Raw genomic sequence first — 22,867 nt, forward strand, 5'->3', positions numbered from 1 at the left:
GAGTTATTATTTCATAATAAGGTAGGATAAGTTTAATTATTGATAGAACATACATCTACAGGCTCGCAAAGACTATGGTTTTACCATGCAATAAGACTAAAACTTAGATCCCTTTAGAGCGTAACTAAGTTTAGTAGAACTTATACAAGTTATATATCAACATAAAGAGCCAAAATATGATATTGCTGTTTTGCCGGTAAAAACCACATTGAGTTTAACATGCTTAACAAGACCATTTCCACAAGCAGTTATCAATATTAGTAGCGCTAATAAAACCTCAGTTAAGGAACTCATTAATTCATATAGTTACAATCGGAATTTTTAAAAATTTCCATCAAAAATGATTTAGATTGCTCAGTTAATGTTTGAAAATGAGCTAATACTTTATAATTATTCTCAACTTTCTCATGCAACTCAACAACACTTAATGGATTTTCTAATTGTTCAACTTTAATAAAAGAGTAACCAAGTGTATTAAAATCACCAATGTCTGGAGATTTGACAATAGGAACAACTCCACATTCTAGATATTCAATTAATTTCGTAGGACAAGCTACTTTATTTACTGCAATATCATCTCTTAGAACAAATCCTAAATGGCACCTTGACATTACACTAATTACTTCTTCTTTTGGTAAAGAATCAATTAAAATATCTTTTTCATCAAGTCGGGTGCCACATTTGTTCTTAAAGTTTGATATCAAATTTTGAGGGAAGAAGAAATTTAATTTTATATTTTCTGTATGTATAGCTTCACTTGCTTTGATCATTAAATCAATGTTTTGCCATGCTTGCATACCACCAGCATAAATAAATTCAAAAACCTCAGAATCCCACTTTTTGTTATTATGGCTAATTTCTGTTTTCTCGAAAATAGGCAATATAATTGATCTAGCATCTAAATTTAAATTATATTTTGTTTCATAAAAAGCCTTCATTGACGATGTAACATGTATTAGTTTATAACAGCCCTGGATTGCTTTTTTTTCGATTTTATTAAACACAAATGCTCTAAATTTCTTTCCTAGATACATCATCTCTTCAGGAACAATCCCATGTATATCAAGGATAACTTTTTCGTATGATGCAATAGGAAAAATTTTCAGCATATTATAAACTGAGTGAACATATATAATTGAAGCCTGATTTAGATAACTTCTAATTATTTTGTTGTGTATGAAATAATTCAAGTGTTCAACAGTACAATTATTGGAAACAGATACTTCCCTTCTAGTATTTTTCCTAAAAGATATATCCAGATAGACTCTATTCTCACTTTTAGCCAATGAGTCAATTGCAGAAATTCGTTGATACATGCCATCACGGATATTATCGACTGTAGGATAATCTGCTATAAACAAAATCATATGACACCATAAGTTATTTTTTAGTAAATTGATTTACGCTTGATAAGGAATTCATTTATATTACTGGATTAACATCAATTGTTAACTTTAGCTAAAATATCTACGATTCGCTCCGATGTTTTCCCATCCCCATATGGATTAGAAGCATTCGACATTTTGTCATACTCTTTTTTATCAGTAAGTAATAAGTTCAATTCACTAAATATTTTATTCTTATCGGTACCAACTAATCTAACAGTACCAGCCGCAACTGCTTCTGGGCGCTCCGTTGTGTCCCTTGTAACCAAAACGGGTTTACCTAAAGATGGAGCCTCTTCTTGTATCCCTCCAGAATCAGTTACAATGACGTATGCCTTATCCATTAAGTAAACAAATGGCAAGTATTCTAGTGGTTCGATTAAATATACATTGTTTATCCCACTTAAAATATCCTTGACAGGTTTTTGAACCAGAGGGTTTAGGTGTACCGGATATACAAATATATGATCTTTAAATTTTATTGCTGCATCACGAATAGCGGAACATATATTTTCAAAGCCACTGCCAAAATTTTCTCGTCGATGTCCTGTTATTAATATTATCTTACCCGCATCAACGTTGAATGGTAGGCTTCTCGCTATCTGTGTTTGCAATTCTGGTTGAACTCGAATTTTCCTAACTATTGTTAAGAGCGCATCGATAACGGTGTTCCCTACTGTATAAATACTTCCTTTTGATATATTTTCTTTTAACAGATTAGACTCCGAAGTCGCAGTCGGAGCAAAATGCATATTGGCGATACTTGCGGTAAGTTTACGGTTACCCTCTTCCGGCCAGGGTGAATATAAGTTTCCAGTGCGCAATCCGGCCTCAACATGCCCTACTTTAACTTGATTATAATATGCAGCAAGTGATGCTGCTAAAGTAGTTGTTGTATCACCATGAACAAGAATGATGTCAGGTTTGTCTATTGCAAAGATCTCATTCAATTTAAGTAAAATTGTGCTAGTGAGAGAAACAAGGGTCTGACCTGGCTTCATTACGTTTAGATCATAGTCAGGTTCAATTTGAAAAAGTTTCAGTACCTGATCCAGCATTTCACGGTGCTGACCCGTTACACATACTTTGTAGCAAAATCTTTTATCGCTCTTTAATTTGTCAATTAAAGGCGCCATTTTTATGGCTTCTGGGCGAGTCCCGAAGATCAAAAATATTTTTTTCATGTCAAATTTCTTTGTAAAAATGTTTATTTTTAACTTCTCTTATATTTTTTAGCAGTAATAGGCATAAGAGAAATTCTCCACTTGAAACTGCTATTGCAGCACCATATCCCTTAAAAATACCTGCCAGCAATAAAAGAAAAATCACTGTTGATATAGCAGAAAAAATGAAACTGCGGCTATACATTTTAGCATGACCAGACGCACTCAAGATTTGAATACCTAAAACATTATTCAGGACCCCAAGGCAAAGCCATGGTACAAGTAAAAAGGCATAAATTAGAGTTTCTTGTGCTAGATTTATTCTTGGGTATGCCAACCACCATGTGACAAGAAGGAGCAAACTTACAATTAGACTTAATATTACTAACGGACGTCCAGTACGAATCGCTGTCGACATACCGAGCTCAAATGATTCCTTAAATTTCCTACAATTATATGGATAAAGTGACTGGGTTATAGGTGAAAACAAGGAAACAATAGCTTTGACTATCCGCTCCACAATAGCATAAACACCTACAGTTGCGGGCGTATAGTATATCCCTAAAATAAAAACAGCACTATTAGTAAGCAATGTTGATGAAAGAGTTGCTAAAAAATAATCCCAACCATCCTTGATTGACTTCAGAATAAATATGACAGTAGGAAATTCCAGTCTTATATATTTTTTAATAAAAATAAATGCATTTGCATAGATAGCGCCTATAAGAACAGGAATTGCCTGTGCCAAGATAGCAATATTGATATCACCTTCACTGCGTACGAAATATATCACGCAAATGCATGCAAGCAATCGCGATACAATGTTAATTACTGCAACTACCTTTAGCCGCTCAATACCTTGAAAGAACCATAATGGGTACATTGAATTGGACAATGCCCATAAGAAGGAACTCAACAGTAGCGTAATGTATGCATTGTCCTTCGCAAGGACAATACAAACCAGATAGATCAGTATGAATAATATAACAGCTAGAGCAAGCTTTACGATATTAGTAGAAAAATATATTTGCGAGATTTTGCATATATCATCTCTACTTTGAGATATCGACCGACTGGAACTGAAAGCAAATCCATAATCAATGATTACCTGAAAGTAAGCCATCAGCACCAATGCAAAAGCATATTTACCAAACCCACTAATACCAAGAGTAGTTATAAGATGTCCCAATACAATAATTGGCGCTATATATGCAACACCTTGAGTACAGAGTAAATAGCCCGCATTATATATTACATTTTTATGTTCTTTATTTATCAACAAAAACCCCTTAAACAGCTTCTCTCATCTAAGCAAGAGTGGTTGCTTCAAATCTTTATCTGATAAAATGGGTCTGCCTGATAATGGCCAATTGATTCCTATATCTGGGTCATTCCAGGCCAATCCACGATCATAATTTGGAGCGTAGTAATTGGTTGTCTTATATAAGAACTCAGCCTCATCACTTAGCACCATAAACCCATGTGCAAATCCTTCAGGAATCCATAGCTGGCGTTTATTTTCAGCTGAAAGGTTTACACCAACCCATTTTCCAAAGGTTTCAGAATCTTTGCGAATATCAACTGCAACATCATATACCTCACCAACAACACAACGAACTAATTTTGCCTGAGCAAAGGGAGGCAATTGATAATGCAGCCCACGTAGCACACCTTTAGTTGATTTTGAGTGATTATCTTGCACAAACTCAACCTTACGTCCTACTGCCTTTTCAAATATCTGCTGGTTAAAACTTTCCATGAAAAAACCACGTTCATCACCGAAAACTTTTGGTTCGAAAATTAATACATCTGGTATATCTGTCTTGATTACATTCATTATTAGTAACCTTTAATCATTTTATTTAAATACTGCCCGTACGCATTTTTTGATAATGGGATAGCTAGCTTTTTAACTTGTTCTGCATTGATAAATCCCTTTCTAAATGCTATTTCTTCGGGGCAGGAAACTTTTAAACCCTGACGCTCTTCAATTGTCGCAATAAAATTACTTGCTTCTATCAGACTCTGATGAGTCCCCGTATCCAGCCAAGCGTAGCCACGCCCCATCATCGCAACAGACAGACGCCCCTGCTCAAGATAAATACGGTTAATATCTGTAATTTCTAACTCACCACGTGCAGATGGCTTCAGATTTTTTGCCATTTCTACCACGTCATTATCATAGAAATACAGCCCTGTAACGGCGTAATTACTCTTAGGTTCTAACGGCTTCTCTTCCAAACTAATTGCGGTGCCGCTCTTATCAAACTCCACCACACCATAGCGCTCAGGATCATTAACATGATAGGCAAATACTGTAGCACCATCATCTTTATTTACTGCAGCTTCGAGTTGCTTCGGCAGGTCATGTCCGTAGAAAATATTGTCACCCAGTACCAAAGCGCAGCTGTCATCGCCGATAAATTCTTCACCGATGATAAATGCCTGTGCCAGGCCATCTGGACTTGGCTGTACTTTATATTGCAGATTCAGTCCCCACTGGCTTCCATCACCCAGCAATTGTTCAAAACGTGGTGTGTCTTGTGGAGTGCTGATAATAAGAATATCTTTTATCCCTGCCAGCATGAGTGTTGACAGCGGGTAGTAAATCATTGGTTTGTCATAAATTGGCAGTAGTTGTTTACTCACCGCCATGGTCACAGGGTACAGACGAGTGCCAGAACCACCGGCCAGAATAATACCTTTACGCGTAGCCATCATTTTTCTCTATAAAAACCAAATGCCCATATAAGGGCATTTATCTCATTAAATTGATTGAGTCGTAAAAAGCTCAGTGAGCATCCGTTTTACGCCCATATCCCAGGAAGGCAGTACAAGACCAAAATTCGCCTGAAACTTCTCTGTGTTCAAGCGTGAATTATGCGGTCGACGGGCAGGAGTCGGGTAAGCCGATGTTGGAACAGCATTGAGTTTTTCAATAGCCAACTCAACACCCGCTTTTCTGGCCTCATCAAACACCAGGGCCGCATAGTCATACCAGGTTGTCGTATTCGACGCGACCAGATGGTAGAGACCAGCAACTTCAGGCTTCATCATTGCGACACGAATAGCATGCGCTGTACAGTCTGCTAACAACTCAGCGCCCGTTGGGGCACCAAATTGATCGTTGATTACGGAGAGTTCCTGACGCTCTTTTGCGAGCCGCAACATTGTTTTAGCGAAATTGTTGCCCTTCCCCGCATATACCCAACTGGTACGGAAAATAAGATGCTTAGGACAATGCGCCTGCAATGCTTTTTCGCCTTCGAGCTTTGTCTGACCGTATACATTCAGCGGAGCAGTCGAATCCGTTTCACGCCATGCCGTTTCGCCATCACCAGGGAAAACGTAGTCGGTAGAGTAGTGAATAACCCATGCGTCTATTTTTGCGGCTTCTTTGGCTATCGCTTCAACGCTTGTTGCATTGAGGAGTCTGGCAAAATCCGGCTCAGATTCAGCCTTATCGACTGCTGTATGTGCCGCCGCATTAACAATGACATCGGGTTTAATTGCACGAACGGTTTCAGCGATCCCTTCCGGATTGCTAAAGTCCCCGCAATACTGTTCTGAATGAACATCTACCGCAATCAAATTACCTAATGGAGCAAGCGCACGCTGGAGTTCCCACCCCACCTGCCCTGTTTTACCGAACAGAAGAATATTCATTATGAACGTTCCCCGTAGTTCTGTTCGATCCAACTTTTATAAGCACCACTTTTCACGTTGTTAACCCAGTTCTGATTGCTCAGATACCATTCCACCGTCTTACGAATTCCGCTTTCAAACGTCTCCTCAGGCTTCCAGCCCAGTTCAACGCCAATTTTATGCGCATCAATCGCATAGCGACGGTCATGCCCCGGACGGTCAGCCACATACGTAATCTGGTCGCGATAAGACCCCTCTTTAGGCACAATCTCATCAAGCAGATCGCAAATCGTATGCACTACGTCCAGGTTCTGCTTCTCGTTATGGCCGCCAATGTTGTACGTTTCACCCGGTTTCCCTTGAGTGACAACGGTGTAGAGTGCACGGGCATGATCTTCTACATACAGCCAGTCGCGGATTTGGTCGCCCTTCCCGTAAATAGGCAGAGCTTTACCGTCCAGCGCATTAAGGATGACCAGCGGGATCAGTTTTTCCGGGAAATGGTACGGGCCGTAGTTATTTGAACAGTTGGTGACAATGGTCGGGAAACCGTAGGTACGCAACCAGGCACGCACGAGATGGTCACTGGAGGCTTTCGACGCTGAATACGGGCTGCTTGGTGCATACGCGGTAGTTTCAGTGAAGAGTGGCAGCTCAGTTGATGCCGGATGCTCATCCGGATGCGGTAAATCACCATACACTTCGTCGGTAGAGATGTGATGGAAACGGAAGGCTTTCTTCGCCTGCTCATCCAACGTTGACCAGTACGCACGAGCGGCTTCCAGAAGCACATAAGTGCCGACGATATTAGTTTCGATAAACGCAGCCGGGCCGGTAATGGAACGATCAACGTGACTTTCAGCGGCCAGGTGCATCACTGCGTCAGGCTTATGCTTTGCGAAAATGCGATCCATGGCATCTTTGTCACAAATATCCGCATGTTCAAAAACATAGCGGTCGCTGTAGCTGACTTCACTAAGCGACTCAAGGTTGCCGGCATAGGTCAGCTTGTCCACGTTGACGACGTCGTCCTGGGTATTTTTAATAATATGTCGTACAACCGCTGAGCCGATAAAGCCGGCCCCGCCCGTCACAAGAATTTTCACGTTATCTGTTCCGTCTAGTGTATATGTCTGGATACTGGCGCTCTGAAAACTGAGAATTTATAACCAGTTTCAGAAATTGAGCACGCTACCGCCCCTGGCTTAACAGCTACCAGTGCACTGAGCGATATTTGGTTAAATGATTTTTCTTGTCTGGATACAGACAAAAAACTGGCGTTAATTGTCGTCCTAAACGACCTCAGAAACAAGCACAAATCGCTACAAAGCGGTCGAGATTTAAATCAGATAACCCTATGTAATCATTACATTAATAACAAAAAACGGCAGCCATCATTTTGGTTATAGATCAATACACCAAAATAATGACTGCCGCTTGTTCAATTTGTGGCAGGAATATCAGTCGTTAGCCAGCAATTTCTCAATCCGGTTTCTAAACTTCGCCCCTTCCTTCAGGTTACGCAGTCCATAGTTTACGAACGCCTGCATATAGCCCATTTTCTTACCGCAGTCATAGCTGTCGCCGGTCATCAGCATCGCGTCAACAGACTGTTTTTTCGCAAGTTCGGCAATCGCGTCGGTCAACTGAATACGGTCCCAGGCGCCTGGCTCGGTTTTTTCCAGTTCCGCCCAGATGTCGGCGTTCAGAACATAACGACCAACCGCCATCAGGTCTGAGTCCAGCGTCTGTGGCTGATCCGGTTTTTCGATGAACTCAACGATGCGGCTCACCTGCCCTTCCGTCTCCAGCGGCTCTTTCGTCTGAATTACGGAATACTCAGAGAGATCGCCTTTCATGCGTTTTGCCAGCACCTGGCTACGACCCGTTTCATTGAAACGTGCCACCATTGCCGCCAGGTTGTAACGCAGCGGATCGGCAGAAGCGGTATCGATAATAATGTCCGGAAGAACAACGATAAACGGATTGTCACCCACAACCGGACGGGCACACAGAATAGAGTGACCCAGACCCAGCGGCTGCGCCTGACGCACGTTCATGATGGTCACGCCAGGCGGACAAATAGACTGTACTTCCGCCAGCAGTTGGCGTTTGACGCGCTGCTCCAGCAACGCTTCGAGTTCGTAAGAGGTGTCGAAGTGGTTTTCTACCGCATTCTTAGAGGAGTGCGTAACCAGTACGATTTCTTTGATCCCTGCAGCAACAATCTCGTCAACAATGTATTGAATCATTGGCTTGTCGACGATCGGCAGCATCTCTTTAGGAATGGCTTTTGTGGCTGGCAGCATATGCATGCCCAGGCCTGCTACCGGAATGACTGCTTTCAAATTAATCATTATTTCTTCCACCTTAAAATGGTTGACGAATTATAGCTCTTAAACCTGTTTTCGCCAGCATGATTTGCCGTAATCCAGAGGCAATGTTACGCCTTCGCATCACCAATTTCTGTAGTTGTACTCTGATTCGATCACGTTTTTATGCCAGGAATAGTCTCAAAACTGACGATTGTCTATTATCTGTGCGGAAGCGCAAAGTTCAGCCTTTCCGCATTCACCACCTGCTGGTCGACTCGGTCAATATCCACCGAGCTCTGCCCCTTCTCATTGACTGCTTTAATGTTCGCCAGCGACAGCAGCGTCTCGTCTTTCGCCATAAATTTACCCCGCACATCCTTGCGCAGGTCGAAGTTGATCTTCAGGGCGGGCCCCACAGCGGCTTCCTGCATCACATTGATGTTGCGTAAAAAAAGATGTTGCGGCTTGTTGTGTAATTCAAGCGTAGCACGCTGCATATCCACGTTGGTTATCGCCACAAACGAGGTCGCGTTACCGGATGAAATCTGTATTCCGCGCAATTTATAGGCAAGCTGGCGGTTATCGAGGTGAATATTATTGAGCTTGAAGTTCTGCGGGATGGACAAATAATCACCTTTTATCACCCCATAGCCAATTAACATTCCGGCACTGTTCACCATATCGACATTATCAATAATGAAATTATCACAGCCATAAATGGCCACTGTGGCGTTGTCTATTCCTGCCTTTTTACTGAAGTCGGGAGTAATATTTTTGGCCTTAATATTGCGGATAACAAAGTGTTTCCCGTTTTCCACGTGCACCAGCTGGCGACAGTTGCTGCCGGTAATGTTGGCCACCACGAAGTTCTTGACGGTTTGCTTCTCCGGATAGTCATTATCGTAGGTGCTGCCGGCGAGGCCAATGCCAATGCCCCAGTTGATCTTGCCGTTGGTGCAGTTGATGTTGTCGATGACATGATCGGAGATCAGGATATTGCGATCGTTGATGGCGACGTTCCACTCGATCGCATCGCCCTGCAGGTGACTAAATTTGCTGTTGGTGATGCGCGCTCCGTCCACCTGGTTATGGAAACCCTGACGCAGGATGGCGTAGTTGGCCTGACTCACGCTGATGTTATCAATCAGCAAATTGCGCATCACGCTGGGTTTCTTGCCGCCGATGTAGATCTGCGTCACTGGGCCAAACCCGCTCATGGCCAGCCCTTTGATAACGCAGTCAGAGCCGCGAACGTCGAGCGTAATGTTCTCCGTGCGGCCCGCACCTTCACCTATCACTTTGCTGCCTTCCTGCAGCACAAAGCGGCCGCGCCCGTTACCGGTTAACGCCCCGCGGATCAGCAGCGTTTTACCGTCGGGAATGAAAATACCCGTGTTGATGTTTTCGCAGGTGAGCCCGGCAGGGACCACAACCGTGTCGCCGTCATTAAACGCCTGCTTAAAGGCGGCGATCCAGTCGTTGTTATTGTACTGATTAACAGAGACCGTTTTTCCAGCAGCCGCTCGCGCAATGCGTGACGACAGCAGCGGCGTGGCCGCCAGAACGGACAGAGAAGAGACAAAGGTGCGTCGGGTAATCTTTTTCAGCATACATCCTCGGCGTTACAACGTTTGCAACAGGCTCGCTAACTGGCGATTAATCACCTGCTGGTTAAAATCGGTTTCAACTTTTTCTCGGGCATTCTGGAGCACCGGCTCCAGCGCCTGCTGGTCGATGTCGCTGAAGGCAGCTAATCGGTCCGCAAGGGCCATGGCGTTATTCTCCGGCACCAGCCAGCCGGAATGGTCCGACTTAATCAGCTCCGGGATCCCGCTGTGCAGGGTCGATACCACCGGTATACCCACGGCCATCGCCTCCATCAGCGCCACCGGAATGCCTTCCATATCACCATCGGCACCCGTTACGGAGGGCAGCAGGAACACATCTGCCTCATCGAGCATGGCCTTGACCTCGTGGCTCGGCTTGAAGCCGGGCATCTCTACGACATCTTCCAGCTGATACTGTTCGATAAGCGTGCGCAGACGACGCTCCCACGGCCCAATGCCGAGAATGCGGTAGTGGAAATCCACCCCGCGCGCTTTCAGCTGGCGGCAGGCTTCAATCGCCACATGCAGCCCTTTCTTCTCGGTCAGACGCGCGACGGAGATGATCTGCAGCGGTGTTCCCGGCACCTTTACAGGACGACGCGTGAAGCGCGTTAAATCCACGCCCATTCGCGAAACGGCAATTTTCTCTCCCGGACAGCCCATGTTTTTCAGCCGTCCGGCCCACAGGTCGCTGATAGGCAGCATCATGTCGCCGCGTCGGAAAAGCTGCTGGTATTCCGGCGTGTAGTGGTTCAGCACTTCACGGCTGGAGATGTCGATACCGTGGAAGATGGTCGCAATTTTACCGTCAATCACCCCCAGTTCGCGCAGCTTCGCGGCGGTGACGCCCGCCGGGCCAAAGTGAGCGATAAACACGTCGGCACGATACGGCTGCGCCGTTTGCCCGCAGATGGCCGACAGGATCAGATTGCGTGACTCCGCCCCATAGCGGGAAACATTCAGCGCCCGCCACGTCGACGCGCGGTGGATCCCGCGTAATGTCTGGCTGGCCCGGTGGCGCAGCTTGCTCAGCTTCCCGGACGGCTCATCCTGCAGCCAGCGGGTTTTCGCCTCCAGCCCATACTGGGTATACGCCGCATGGGTGTTTTGGGTATCGCCCTTTTGCAGGGCGATAATCTCCACGTCATATCCCATATCGATAAACGCGGTGATTTGGTTCAGAACAAACGTTTCGGACGACAGTGGAAATTTCAGTAAGAAGAAACCAACCTTCATTTCCCCTCCCGTACGCGATCGAGTACCGATTTCACCATCCCAATGCCCTTCTCGCGCTCGGCTTTCACCGCCACCGCCAGACGTTCATTGATAGCAGGCAGTTGGCCGAGCGTGTCCCCGACCATCGCACCGAGCGATCCGTCCAGCAGATGACGAATATCCACCGCCATTTCCGGCATACCGAGCTGCTGCATAATCCCGGCGGACTTGTGCTCATAGTTAATGGCAATGGCCGGCGTGCCGAAGTTCATGGAGATAATGGCCGAGTGCAGACGGGTGCCCACCGTCAGGTCGCAGGCGGAGAGCAGCTTGCCCATCTCCAGGTCGTTCAGTTCATCCATCACCACGTGATAGCGGGACGGATCGTTCACCAGATTGCGCAGGTTCAGCGCCACCATACGGTCGTCTTTGTTGTAACTGTCGATACCGGTGCAGGTTGAGAGCGCCAGCACCTGGTATCCGCTGTCCAGCACGCGGTTCACCACGTCGGCGAAGGCTTTCTCGTACGCCGCCTGCGTCGTGCCTAAACGTTTATCGAATGGCGCCAGCTCGCGCAAGGTGATCGCGACGGTTTTCTGTTTCGCCGCCACGTCGAGCCAGTGCTGCACCGCGTAGCTCGGCTGGAAGCTGTCGTCCTGGTGATCCACCAGCCAGGCGGTGTCCACGCCGTGCTCAACTTTCGACGTGTCAATTTCGCTGCGCTTCATCATGTCGAGGCTGACCGACTCGCGCAGGATCAGCGCGTCGCAGTGGCCAAACACATAGTTCGCCAGCTGGTTAAACTGCGGATCCTGGAATGGCCCGACGCTGTGGCCGATCATAAACAGCGGCTTTTTCGCCATGAACGTGCACAGCGCATGCTCAAACTGCGGCACGCCGTAGAGATCGACGAAGAACGAACCGCCGACCTGGATAATGGCGTCATAGCCGGACAGCAGGCGAACAAAGTCGGTAAAGCCCTGCGCGATCGCGATGTTGCGTAGCTTGCCGGTATCGGTCACACGAGAGAGCAGCACCTGATGCTGATAGCGACGACGCAGCACTTTCTTCACGCGGCCCATCACTCCCGCGGCGTTGTTATGCTGTTTCATCTGGCTGTAGAGCGGGTCGCCCATCACCGGGCGATTCAGTAACCAGGATGAGCTGACCGGATAACGGCTCATCACGTCCACTTCGGTCTCAGGCTTAAGGGTGTTAATTGCATCCAGTAAACCGCGCAGGATGGCGCTGTCGCCACGGTTGCCGCAGGTGTGGTTGCCAAGAATTAATAATTTCATAATGGCCTCTTAAATAACTAGCCTGCGCGAAGCAGCGTTTTCATTTTTTCGTTACGGCAAAACTGGCGCTTCATCTCTACCACCAGCGCATTGCGAGAAAGTACGATCATCACGACGAAGGCCAGCGCCCCCGCGGCAACCTGCACCGCCAGCAGCGCGGCCAGCGGCAGATGGCCGCTGAGGATAATGCCCAGGCCGTAGCTCACCGCCAGGGTCGGCAATGAGAGATAGAACGGCAGCCACAGGCTCAGGATGTACTGACGGTAGCTGGAACCCAGCACCGGCTTGATCATGATGAAGTAGCTCAGAACGGTATTGACGATCTGCACCAGCAGGAAGCCCAGCGTCACGCCGATGGCGCCCGCCATATGCCCGCCAACGATAATCGCCGGAATAAACAGGAAGGTTTTGAACACGTTGAACTTAAAGCTGATGTCCACGCGCGCTTTTGCCATCAGCAGGGACCCAATCGGATTCCCCACGGAGCGCAGCAGCCCTACTACGCACAGCAGCTGCAGGATCGGAATGATGCCGTTCCACTTTTCACCAAACGCCAGCGGCACGAAATTGCTGGAAACCACCATCAGCCCCAGCAGCACCGGGAAGTTAATAATCCCCACCACGGAAAGCAGCTTGTAGAAGTTGACGCGCAGCTTCTCGGTGTCGTCCTGGATCTTGGCAAACGCCGGGAACAGGACGCGGGTGATAATCGGGTTCAGCTTCATCGGCGGCACCACCGCGACGTTGTAAGCCAGGTTGTAGCCCCCCGCCACGCTTGCGCCAAGAATACGCGCCAGCACCAGCGTCGAGAGGTTGGTGTTCACGTAGTTGATAATGCTGTCCGCCGTCAGCCATGCGCCAAAGCGCAAGTTGGACGAGACGGACGCCAGCGAGAAATGCAGTCCCGGACGGTAAATTTTACGTCCAAAGTAGCCGAACAGCAGCGTACGCACGGCCGAGTTAACCAGGTATCCCAGAATAGCGGTCATCGCCAGCGGCCAGAAATGGGCGCTCACCACGGTGAAGGTAAAGCCCGCCAGAACGGCGCTGGTCTCAATCATGCCGATCTTGTTGAACTCCAGCTCTTTCTGCATCAGCGCGCGAAACTGCTGTCCGTGCGGGATCACCACGAAAGCAAACGACAGCGTACGCATCAGCGGAGCGAGATCCGGGTTGTGCAGCACGCTGGCGATGGTATCGCTCAGCAGGAACACCAGCACAAACACGAAAATCCCCAGCCCCACGTTCAGCCAGTAGAGCGTGGTCAGCTCCAGATGGCTAATCTCTTTGCGCTGGATAATCGAGTTGGCGATACCAAAATCAGACAGCGTATCGGCCAGCGCGATAATCACCAGCGAGACGGTCAGCAGGCCGAACTGGTGATTATCAATAATGCGCGCCAGCACGGTCATCTGCACCAGACCGAGGCCAATGATGACGATGGTCGCCATCGCTGACCACTTCGCCCCGCTGATGGTTTTTTCACGTAAGCTCATCTTAGTACGCCGCTTTGTTCACGAAACCTTTGAAGATGGTCAGAAAAACGATCTTGATATCGAACCAGATACTCCATTCGCGGATGTACTCCAGATCGAATTCGATACGTTTTTCCATTTTTTCCAGCGTGTCGGTTTCGCCGCGCCAGCCGTTGATCTGCGCCCAACCGGTGATGCCCGGCTTCACCTTATGGCGCAGCATGTAGCCCTCAATCAGCGAGCGGTACTGCTCGTTGTGCGCCACCGCGTGCGGACGCGGGCCAACAATCGACATGCCGCCGGTAAAGACGTTGATAAACTGCGGCAGTTCATCCAGCGAGGTGCGGCGCAGGAAATTCCCCACGCGGGTGACGCGCGGATCGTTCTGCGTTGCCTGGGTCACCACCTTGTCGTTTTCCATCACCTTCATGGAGCGGAATTTCCACACCATAATCGGCTTACCATCCATACCGTAGCGGGTCTGGCGGAAGATAACCGGGCCGGGAGAGCTCAGCTTCACCGCCAGCGCAATGCAGCACAGAACAGGCGAAATCAGCAGCAGGATCAGTGAAGAGAGCACGATATCTTCCACACGCTTCAGCACGCGGTTAATGCCCGACAGCGGCGTGTCGTATAGCGGTACTACCGGCACGCCGTTCACCTCTTCAATACGGGAGTGAAGAATGTTGAAGGTAAACACGTCCGGGATCAGGATCACGGAGCAGGTGGTGTCCGCCAGCTCGCGCATCAGTTGCTTAATGCGGGATTCGTCTCTCATCTGCATGGCAATGTAGACGTTGTGAATTTTGCCGGCTTTCGCGTCTTCAATAAGCTGGTCGTAATTACCCGCCCAGTCCGCAGGGACACCGCCCGGCTTCGCGTCGTGATAAATCCCCACCACTTCAAATCCTAACCACGGCTCTTTGCGGAAGCTGTCGAGCAGCACCTTCCCGACCGGCAGATCGCCCGCCACGGCAACGAAGCGACGGTTATAACCCCGGTTACGCAGCCAGCCCGCACCAAAGCGGATCAGGGAACGGCACACCACCATGCCGACGCTGGTTAACAGATACCAGCAGAGATAGGTGACGAGGCGATTGTCAAAATCATGGCTGAATGCCACCAGGCCTGCGCTGAAGATCAGGCTCAAGGTCCAGTTCTGCAGCAGCAGCATCAGTTCGGTGGTCATTTTGACGCCGCGCCACGAGCGGTAGAAATCGGTCATTCCGCCGATCATTTGAAACACGACCAGCGCAATCAGGGCCATCAGCAGATGCATATATAAGAACGGCAGCCCGCTGATCCGACACACCGCCCACAATCCACCGACCATGATGGTGATATCAGAAAAACGCTGCACCATAGAGATTAACGATGCATTCGTTCTCGCTCGTTCGCGTTTTTTTAGATTCGTCATCGTTGTTCCTGTATTCGGTTCCCCCTCCCACCGGGAGGGGCAATTATTACTGATTCAACAGCGCCAGAATGTCCTTCGTTCGGGCTTCCATCAGCGCAGTGTCAGCACGGGACTCCACGTTCAGGCGCACCACCGGCTCGGTGTTGGACGAGCGCAGGTTAAAGCGCCACTGCGGGAACGCCATGCTGATGCCGTCCGTACGGTCAATTTCCAGCGCGTGAATCGCAAAGTGCTGCTCCACGCGGGCAATGGCCTCGGCCGGCTGCGCCAGCTTGCTGTTGATCTCCCCGCTCGCCGGGAACGCCGCCATGCGGTCGCGCACCAGCTCGCCCAGCGTCTGCCCCTTCAGGCACAGCAGCTCGGTGACCAGCAGCCACGGGATCATCCCGCTGTCGCAGTAGGCAAAGTCACGGAAGTAGTGGTGGGCGCTCATCTCGCCGCCGTAAATGGCGTCTTCTTCGCGCATGCGCTCTTTGATGAAGGCGTGGCCGGTTTTGGACATCACCGGCGTGCCGCCTGCCGCTGACACCACGTCGACGGTGTTCCATGACAGACGCGGGTCATGAATGATTTTCGCGCCCGGGTTTTTCTCAAGGAACGCTTCCGCCAGCAGGCCGACAATGTAGTAGCCCTCGATGAACTGCCCTTTCTCGTCGAACAGGAAGCAGCGGTCGAAATCACCGTCAAAGGCGATACCCATGTCCGCACCGTGCTCAATCACCGCGTTGCGGGTGTCGTCGCGGCACTCCGGCAGCAGCGGGTTAGGAATACCGTTCGGGAAGTTGCCGTCCGGGGTGTTATGCACTTTGACGAAGGTCACCGGCACGTTCAGTGCCTTAAAGCGCGCTTCCAGCGCATCCACCACCGGGCCAGCTGCGCCGTTACCGGAGTTGATCACCAGCTTCAGCGGCTTGAGGTTCGCCACGTTGATGTAGCCGAGCAGGTGGTCAATGTACTCTTTCTGCAGGTTGATTTTTTTGTAGCTGCCGCGCTTCGCCTCGTTCACCGGCGGGAAGTCATTGGCTTCCGCCAGACGCTGCACGTCGCGCAGGCCGGTGTCGCCGCTGATAGGGCGTGCGCCCTTGCGCACCAGCTTCATGCCGTTGTAGTCCATCGGGTTGTGGCTGGCCGTCACTTCGATACCGCCGTCCACGCCCAGGTGGAAGGTGGCAAAGTAAATCTCTTCGGTGCCGGAAAGACCGATGTCCAGCACGTCCACGCCCGCGTCCTGCAGCCCTTTCGCCAGGGCCAGCTTCAGGGATTCACTGGTCAGGCGCACGTCGCCGCCCAGCACGATGGTCTGCGGTTTTAAGTATTCGCCGTACGCGCGGCCAATGCGCCACGCAATGTCTTCATTCAGCTCTTCGCCCAGCTTGCCGCGAATATCGTAGGCTTTAAAACAGGTTAATTTTTCCATGATGACCCCTTTTTCAGGCAACAGTCGGCCCTGACCACTAAATGGCCAAATTAATTTTTTTGTCATTCGTAGGCCCGGTAAGCGCAGCGCCACCGGGCATAATGCAGAGTGCTACACCCGCCCGTAGCGGTCCTGGAAGCGCACGATATCGTCCTCTTCCAGATACGAGCCGGAACGCACCTCAATTAAGTCGAGAGGAATTTTCCCCGGGTTCTCCAGACAGTGCGTCGCCCCCAGCGGAATATAAATGGACTCGTTTTCACCCAGCAGTTTGATTTCACCGTCGATAGTGACTTTGGCGGTACCCGCCACCACCACCCAGTGCTCGGCGCGGTGATGGTGCATCTGCACCGACAGCCCCTCGCCCGGCTTCACGGTGATGCGTTTCACCTGATAGCGGTCACCGGAGTCAATGGAGTCATATTTCCCCCACGGACGGTACACTTCGCGGTGAATATGGTGCTCGTGGCGACCATCCGCCTTGATCTTCTCCACCACTTTTTTAACGTCCTGCACGGCGTTACGGTTGGCAATCAGCACGGCGTCCTTAGTCTGGACAACCACCAGATCTTTCACCCCGACCGTGGTGACCAGGCCGGACTCGGCGTAGACGTAGCTGTTTTCCGTTTTGTGGCTAATGACATCGCCATGATGGACGTTACCCTCCGGGGTATGGGCGCTGATCTCCCACAGGGAGGACCAGGAGCCCACATCGCTCCAGCCCGCATCCATCGGCACCACAACGGCATCTGCCGTGCGCTCCATCACTGCGTAGTCAATGGACTCTTCCGGGCAGGCGAGGAACGCCTCTTCATCCACGCGGATAAAGTCGAGATCCGGGTCCACCACCGCCATCGCTTTCTCGCAGGCGTTCAGAATATCCGGGCGGTATTTGCGCAGTTCTTCCAGATAGCGTCCGGCGCGGAACAGGAACATCCCGCTGTTCCAGTAATACTCACCGCTGGCAACGTAGGCCTGCGCGGTTTCCAGATTCGGTTTTTCGACAAACTGCGCCACGTCAAACGCCACGCTGTCGCCTTCACCCGGCGCCACGCTGCCGCGACGGATGTAGCCGTAGCCGGTTTCCGGCAGATCCGGCACGATGCCGAAGGTCACCAGCTTGCCGCTTTCGGCGTAAGGAATGGCCGCACGCACCGCGTCGCGGAATGCGTCTTCCTGCTGGATAACGTGGTCTGCCGCCAGAACCAGCATCAGCGGGTCACAGTCCGGGCTGCTGCGTTTTGCCGCCAGCGCCGCCAGGGCGATCGCAGGCGCGGTGTTACGACCGGCAGGCTCCAGAATGATGTTTTCAGTAAGTTTGTTCAGCTGGCGCAGCTGCTCAGCAACAATAAAGCGGTGCTGTTCGTTACAAATCACCACCGGGCTTTCACACTCCACGCCGTGCAGACGGTTTACCGTCGTCTGCAGCATGGTGAGATCCCCTTTCAGACAGAGGAACTGTTTTGGATAGAGCACGCGGGACAGCGGCCACAACCGGCTACCAGAGCCACCAGCCATCACAACCGGATACAAAGTGGTTTGACTCATGATTTATCCCCGTATATCTGCAATAAATTGGCTCAGCACGTTCTCTTTCTCGAGCATGCGTTCGGCATATTCACGTGCCACCGTGTTCACTTTTGGCATGGCAAGTGCCTGCTCAATTCCGGTGACCAGCGCCGGGACCGATTCCGGCTCCACGCACACGGCAATGCCCGGATAGCTGTCACACAGCTGGCCTAATTCTGTTTCGGCTTCTGCCGTAATCACCGCGTTGCCGCCCACTGCCAGAATGTTGGTCAGCTTGGACGGCAGCACCGCATCCGCGGCACCGCGTTTTTGCACCACCAGATGGCAGTCGCCCATCTTCAGCAGCGCAGGCAGTGCCTCGTAAGACTGAAGCGGGAAAAATTTCACGTTGGTCAGGCCGCGTTCGCCGACCATTTTTTCCAGCCGCGCTTTTCCACCACCCTGCCCGACAATCACAAACGTCCACGGATGTTGGTTCAGCCGTTGGGCTGCTTCAATCACGCTCTCCAGCCCCTGCTTTTCGCCGATGTTGCCTGAGTAAAGAATGATTTTTTGATCTTCAGGCAAACCAAGCTGCGCGCGCAGCGCCTGAGCGTCTTGCTCAGTCACGTCGCGAAAACGCGCCACTTCGGACCAGTTCGGGAAGAAGATCACCTTCTCCGCCGGGACGCCCTTCTCCTGCGCCTTGTTCATCATCGAGCGCGAAATCGTTGAGACGTAATCCACGTTGTGTAAGCCACTGCGCTCAAACGCGCTGGCGAGCTTAGCCACCTTGCCGCCTTTGCCTTTGCCTGCCATCCCCAGGCCCAGCATGGCGTCAACTTCATAATCCTGAATGTGCAGCAGGGTGCGCGCGCCGGAGAGTTTGCCCAGCAGGCGCATGCCCGGCGTGCAAAACAGCGTCGGCACCACGCCGATGATGCGATCCGGCTTCCAGCGACGCTGCGCCATCAGCGGGAAGAAACTACTCAGAGCAAAGCTGCCGAGATGAATCAACCGTTTAAGCGTTGAGGGCTGCTTAGGCACATACAGCGGGCAGCGCCAGACGGTCGCTGCACCCTCTTCGCGACGGTAGCGCCAGCTTGAGTAGCGCTCCCCCACTTTCCATTCCGGGTAGTACGGCGGCGCGGTAATGACCCGCACGTCATGTCCCTGGCTCGCCATCCACTCGACCATCTCGCCGGTGTACTTCCCGATGCCGGTTAGCTCCGGCGAGTAGTTGATTCCGTACACTAAAATTTTCATAAGCCCGGCACTCCGGACTGACGATCGGCCAGGAAATAGGCACGGCTGTTGTCGTGCACATTGTCGCTGGCCAGCAGCGCCTCTGGCGTCTGCCAGCGGTAGTCGTCATGCTGAGAATCAGGCAGACGCAGGTCTGCCTCACTCACCTTCAGGCGGAACCCCAGCACGATGTAGTGCGTGGTGAACCCGGTGCCTGAAAAGTTATCGTCATAGAAGTGCTGCCAGACCCCGTAAAACTGGCCCGCCGCCATCGGCAGCTGCAGGCCCAGTTCCGCCAGAGTGAGACGCTTAAACGCATCGCTCAACGTCTCATCCTTCTGCACGCGCCCGCCGGGCACGAACCAGAAGCCCTGTGCAGGACGGTTGGTTCGTTTCCCCAGCAAGAACTCGCCGCGTTCGTTCTCCACAATCAAATCAATTGAGATGAGCGGAGTGGAACGCACTACCGTGGCAAAATCTTCCTGACTTAAAAACATCGTTACCCCCGGAAGCGGTGCTGGTTTTCCAGGAACCACTGGTAGGTACTGGCCAGTCCCTGCTCCAGTGACACCTCGTGATACCAGCCCAGCTGATGCAGACGGGTCACGTCCAGCAGCTTGCGCGGCGTACCGTCCGGCTTGGTGGCGTCAAACACCACGCGACCTTTGTAACCCACTACCTGCGCGATGGTTTGCGCCAGCTCGCGAATGGTGCAGTCCACGCCGGTACCGACGTTGATATGCGACAGCATCGGCTCGGTGTTCTCCTGCCACACTTCGCGATCCAGCTCCATCACGTGAATGCTCGCGGCAGCCATGTCGTCCACGTGCAGGAATTCACGCATCGGCGTACCGCTGCCCCACACCACCACGTCCGGTGCGTTCTCGGCGGTCGCCTCGTGGAAGCGGCGCAGCAGCGCCGGGATCACGTGCGAGTTGCTCGGGTGGAAATTGTCGTGCGGTCCGTACAGGTTGGTCGGCATCACCGAACGATAGTCGCGGTTGTACTGACGGTTATAGGACTCGCACAGCTTGATCCCGGCAATTTTGGCAATCGCGTACGGCTCGTTGGTGGCTTCCAGCGTGCCCTGCAGCAGCTCGCTTTCGGCGATCGGCTGTTTCGCCATTTTCGGGTAAATACAGGATGAGCCGAGGAACAGCAGCTTGTTCACGTTGTGCAGATGCGCCGCGTGAATGATGTTGCTCTCGATCATCATGTTCTCGTAGATGAAATCCGCCGGGTAAGTGTTGTTGGCAACAATGCCGCCCACTTTCGCCGCCGCCAGATACACCTGGTCAATGCGTTCGTTAGCAAAGAAGTCCTGTACCGCACGGCTGTCGAGCAGGTTCAGCTCGTCGCGGGTGCGGACAATCACTTCTACGTCACCGCGCTGCTCGAGCTGGCGCACAATCGCGGAACCCACCATTCCGCGATGACCGGCGACAAAAATACGTTGTTTTGTCATTCTCAGGACTCCAGCGCGATGGCAACCTCGTAGCCATGAGACTTGAGCAGGGAGTGTTTTTTCGCTGCTTCAAGATCTTTGGCAACCATCTCGGAAACCATCTCCTGCAGAGTGATTTCTGGTTTCCAGCCCAGCTTCTCGTGCGCTTTGGTTGGGTCACCCAGCAGGGTTTCTACTTCAGCAGGACGGAAGTAGCGCGGGTCAACCTGCACAATCACGTCGCCTGGCTTCACGCCCGGTGCGTCGTGGCCGGTCACGGACACAACGATACCTTTCTCTTCCACGCCGGTACCTTCAAAGCGCAGTTTGATGCCCAGCTGTGCCGCGGCCATTTCAACGAACTGACGTACGGAGTACTGCACGCCGGTCGCAATTACGAAGTCTTCCGGCTGTTCCTGCTGCAGCATCATCCACTGCATTTTCACGTAGTCTTTGGCATGGCCCCAGTCACGCAGGGAATCCATGTTGCCGAGGTGCAGGCAAGACTCCAGACCCTGCGCGATGTTGGCGATAGCGCGGGTGATTTTGCGGGTCACGAAGGTTTCGCCACGACGTGGAGATTCGTGGTTGAACAGGATGCCGTTACAGGCGTACATGCCGTAGGATTCACGGTAGTTCACGGTGATCCAGTAGGCGTACAGTTTTGCTACCGCATACGGAGAGCGTGGGTAGAACGGCGTGGTCTCTTTCTGTGGGATTTCCTGCACCAGACCGTACAGCTCAGAGGTGGATGCCTGGTAGAAGCGAGTTTTCTTCTCAAGGCCGAGGAAGCGGATCGCTTCCAGCAGACGCAGCGTACCCATGGCATCAACGTCAGCGGTGTATTCCGGAGACTCGAAGGAGACCGCTACGTGGCTCATCGCGCCCAGGTTGTACACTTCATCCGGCTGCACTTCCTGCAGGATACGGGTCAGGTTGGAGGTATCGGTCAGGTCGCCGTAGTGCAGGTGGAATTTCGGGTTCGCCGCGTGAGGATCCTGATAGATATGATCCACACGTTCGGTGTTGAAAGAAGACGCACGACGTTTAATACCGTGCACTTCATAACCTTTTTCCAGCAGGAACTCTGCCAGGTAAGAACCATCCTGCCCGGTAACGCCGGTGATGAGAGCGACTTTAGACATGTTTATATTCCTCTACTTATGAATTTAATCAGTTTCAACGCGTTCGCGTATCACCACTGCGGGGTTGCCACGGCAAACTTTATTTGCCGGTAGCGATTTAAAAACGCTGCTGCGGGCACCGACTACCGTGCCATCGCCAACAGAAACACCTGGTGCAACAAAAACATCCGTTGCCAGCCAGCATTTTTCGCCAATCACAATAGGCGAAGCGGTAATATCAAAATGCTGACTCATAAAATCGTGGCTGCCGGTGCACAAATAACATTTCTGTGAAACCACCGAATTTGCGCCAATCGTAATCTCGCCCAGGGTATATAACACCGCGTCATCCCCTACCCAGGCGTAATCCCCAAGCGTTAATTTCCACGGATAGGTAATTTTTACCGAAGGTCGGATGACTACGTTTTTTCCTATTTTTGCGCCAAACAGGCGCAATAAAAATGCTCGCCAGCGGTAAAGTATTTGCGGTGACCAGGCAAACAAGGTGGCCTGAACGGCCCACCACAGCTGCACTTTAATACCGCCCGCGCCCCGAAAACCTTTCGGTACGGAGAAACCTTTCAGATCCTGCATTACGTTTCCTTATA

At 51.0% G+C, this 22,867-nt stretch carries 20 protein-coding genes; all 20 read right to left on the reverse strand.

The window, feature by feature from the left end; all coding sequences use genetic code 11:
- Window positions 1-293: 293 nt before the first annotated feature.
- Window positions 294-1,367, reverse strand: coding sequence for a glycosyltransferase family protein (locus tag AC4IC4_RS15210; protein ID WP_491471453.1), 1,074 nt, complete (start codon window positions 1,365-1,367; stop codon window positions 294-296).
- Between the two features lie 74 nt (window positions 1,368-1,441).
- Window positions 1,442-2,569 (reverse strand): non-hydrolyzing UDP-N-acetylglucosamine 2-epimerase, encoded by a 1,128-nt coding sequence (gene wecB / locus AC4IC4_RS15215; protein WP_491471454.1) that lies wholly within the window; start codon window positions 2,567-2,569, stop codon window positions 1,442-1,444.
- 1 nt (window position 2,570) lies between these two features.
- Window positions 2,571-3,827: an oligosaccharide flippase family protein gene (locus tag AC4IC4_RS15220; protein WP_491471455.1), complete on the reverse strand. Its 1,257-nt coding sequence runs from the start codon at window positions 3,825-3,827 to the stop codon at window positions 2,571-2,573.
- A gap of 24 nt (window positions 3,828-3,851) precedes the next feature.
- Entirely contained in the window at window positions 3,852-4,385 is a 534-nt protein-coding gene (gene rfbC, locus AC4IC4_RS15225; protein ID WP_491471456.1) for a dTDP-4-dehydrorhamnose 3,5-epimerase, read from the reverse strand.
- 2 nt (window positions 4,386-4,387) lie between these two features.
- A complete protein-coding gene (rfbA, locus tag AC4IC4_RS15230; protein ID WP_491472834.1) occupies window positions 4,388-5,266 on the reverse strand; it encodes a glucose-1-phosphate thymidylyltransferase RfbA in 879 nt (292 codons plus the stop codon).
- Window positions 5,267-5,314: 48 nt separating this feature from the next.
- The gene (gene rfbD, locus AC4IC4_RS15235; protein WP_491471457.1) at window positions 5,315-6,214 is read right to left on the reverse strand and encodes a dTDP-4-dehydrorhamnose reductase; all 900 of its coding nucleotides are present in this window, start codon (window positions 6,212-6,214) and stop codon (window positions 5,315-5,317) included.
- Window positions 6,214-7,299 (reverse strand): dTDP-glucose 4,6-dehydratase, encoded by a 1,086-nt coding sequence (gene rfbB / locus AC4IC4_RS15240; protein ID WP_491471458.1) that lies wholly within the window; start codon window positions 7,297-7,299, stop codon window positions 6,214-6,216. Before rfbB ends, rfbD begins: the two co-directional genes overlap by 1 nt.
- A 354-nt stretch (window positions 7,300-7,653) precedes the next feature.
- On the reverse strand, window positions 7,654-8,550 hold the full coding sequence (galF, locus tag AC4IC4_RS15245) for a GalU regulator GalF (protein WP_032646468.1): 897 nt from the start codon (window positions 8,548-8,550) through the stop codon (window positions 7,654-7,656).
- Window positions 8,551-8,726: 176 nt separating this feature from the next.
- Window positions 8,727-10,118 carry a colanic acid biosynthesis protein WcaM gene (gene wcaM, locus AC4IC4_RS15250; RefSeq protein WP_491471459.1) on the reverse strand — a complete coding sequence of 464 codons (1,392 nt, stop codon included), beginning with the start codon at window positions 10,116-10,118 and terminating at the stop codon, window positions 8,727-8,729.
- Between the two features lie 12 nt (window positions 10,119-10,130).
- A complete protein-coding gene (gene wcaL, locus AC4IC4_RS15255) occupies window positions 10,131-11,351 on the reverse strand; it encodes a colanic acid biosynthesis glycosyltransferase WcaL (RefSeq protein WP_148769851.1) in 1,221 nt (406 codons plus the stop codon).
- Window positions 11,348-12,628 (reverse strand): colanic acid biosynthesis pyruvyl transferase WcaK, encoded by a 1,281-nt coding sequence (wcaK, locus tag AC4IC4_RS15260; RefSeq protein ID WP_032658813.1) that lies wholly within the window; start codon window positions 12,626-12,628, stop codon window positions 11,348-11,350. Before wcaK ends, wcaL begins: the two co-directional genes overlap by 4 nt.
- A 17-nt stretch (window positions 12,629-12,645) precedes the next feature.
- A complete protein-coding gene (gene wzxC, locus AC4IC4_RS15265) occupies window positions 12,646-14,124 on the reverse strand; it encodes a colanic acid undecaprenyl disphosphate flippase WzxC (RefSeq protein WP_491471460.1) in 1,479 nt (492 codons plus the stop codon).
- Between the two features lies 1 nt (window position 14,125).
- Window positions 14,126-15,520: an undecaprenyl-phosphate glucose phosphotransferase gene (gene wcaJ / locus AC4IC4_RS15270; protein ID WP_032646472.1), complete on the reverse strand. Its 1,395-nt coding sequence runs from the start codon at window positions 15,518-15,520 to the stop codon at window positions 14,126-14,128.
- Window positions 15,521-15,566: 46 nt separating this feature from the next.
- Window positions 15,567-16,937, reverse strand: a complete 1,371-nt coding sequence (gene cpsG / locus AC4IC4_RS15275) for a colanic acid biosynthesis phosphomannomutase CpsG (protein ID WP_029742028.1) — start codon at window positions 16,935-16,937, stop codon at window positions 15,567-15,569.
- A 111-nt stretch (window positions 16,938-17,048) separates the two neighbouring features.
- Complete coding sequence (cpsB, locus tag AC4IC4_RS15280; protein ID WP_491471461.1) at window positions 17,049-18,485, reverse strand: mannose-1-phosphate guanyltransferase; 1,437 nt, start codon at window positions 18,483-18,485, stop codon at window positions 17,049-17,051.
- 3 nt (window positions 18,486-18,488) lie between these two features.
- Window positions 18,489-19,712 carry a colanic acid biosynthesis fucosyltransferase WcaI gene (wcaI, locus tag AC4IC4_RS15285; RefSeq protein ID WP_491471462.1) on the reverse strand — a complete coding sequence of 408 codons (1,224 nt, stop codon included), beginning with the start codon at window positions 19,710-19,712 and terminating at the stop codon, window positions 18,489-18,491.
- Entirely contained in the window at window positions 19,709-20,188 is a 480-nt protein-coding gene (locus AC4IC4_RS15290; RefSeq protein ID WP_473721566.1) for a GDP-mannose mannosyl hydrolase, read from the reverse strand. Before AC4IC4_RS15290 ends, wcaI begins: the two co-directional genes overlap by 4 nt.
- 2 nt (window positions 20,189-20,190) lie before the next feature.
- Window positions 20,191-21,156, reverse strand: coding sequence for a GDP-L-fucose synthase (fcl, locus tag AC4IC4_RS15295; protein WP_024908102.1), 966 nt, complete (start codon window positions 21,154-21,156; stop codon window positions 20,191-20,193).
- Between the two features lie 2 nt (window positions 21,157-21,158).
- On the reverse strand, window positions 21,159-22,280 hold the full coding sequence (gene gmd / locus AC4IC4_RS15300; RefSeq protein WP_014884502.1) for a GDP-mannose 4,6-dehydratase: 1,122 nt from the start codon (window positions 22,278-22,280) through the stop codon (window positions 21,159-21,161).
- 24 nt (window positions 22,281-22,304) lie between these two features.
- Complete coding sequence (gene wcaF, locus AC4IC4_RS15305; protein ID WP_048224018.1) at window positions 22,305-22,853, reverse strand: colanic acid biosynthesis acetyltransferase WcaF; 549 nt, start codon at window positions 22,851-22,853, stop codon at window positions 22,305-22,307.
- Between the last annotated feature and the right edge of the window lie 14 nt (window positions 22,854-22,867).

This window comes from Enterobacter sp. Taxon_2 (assembly GCF_058355295.1).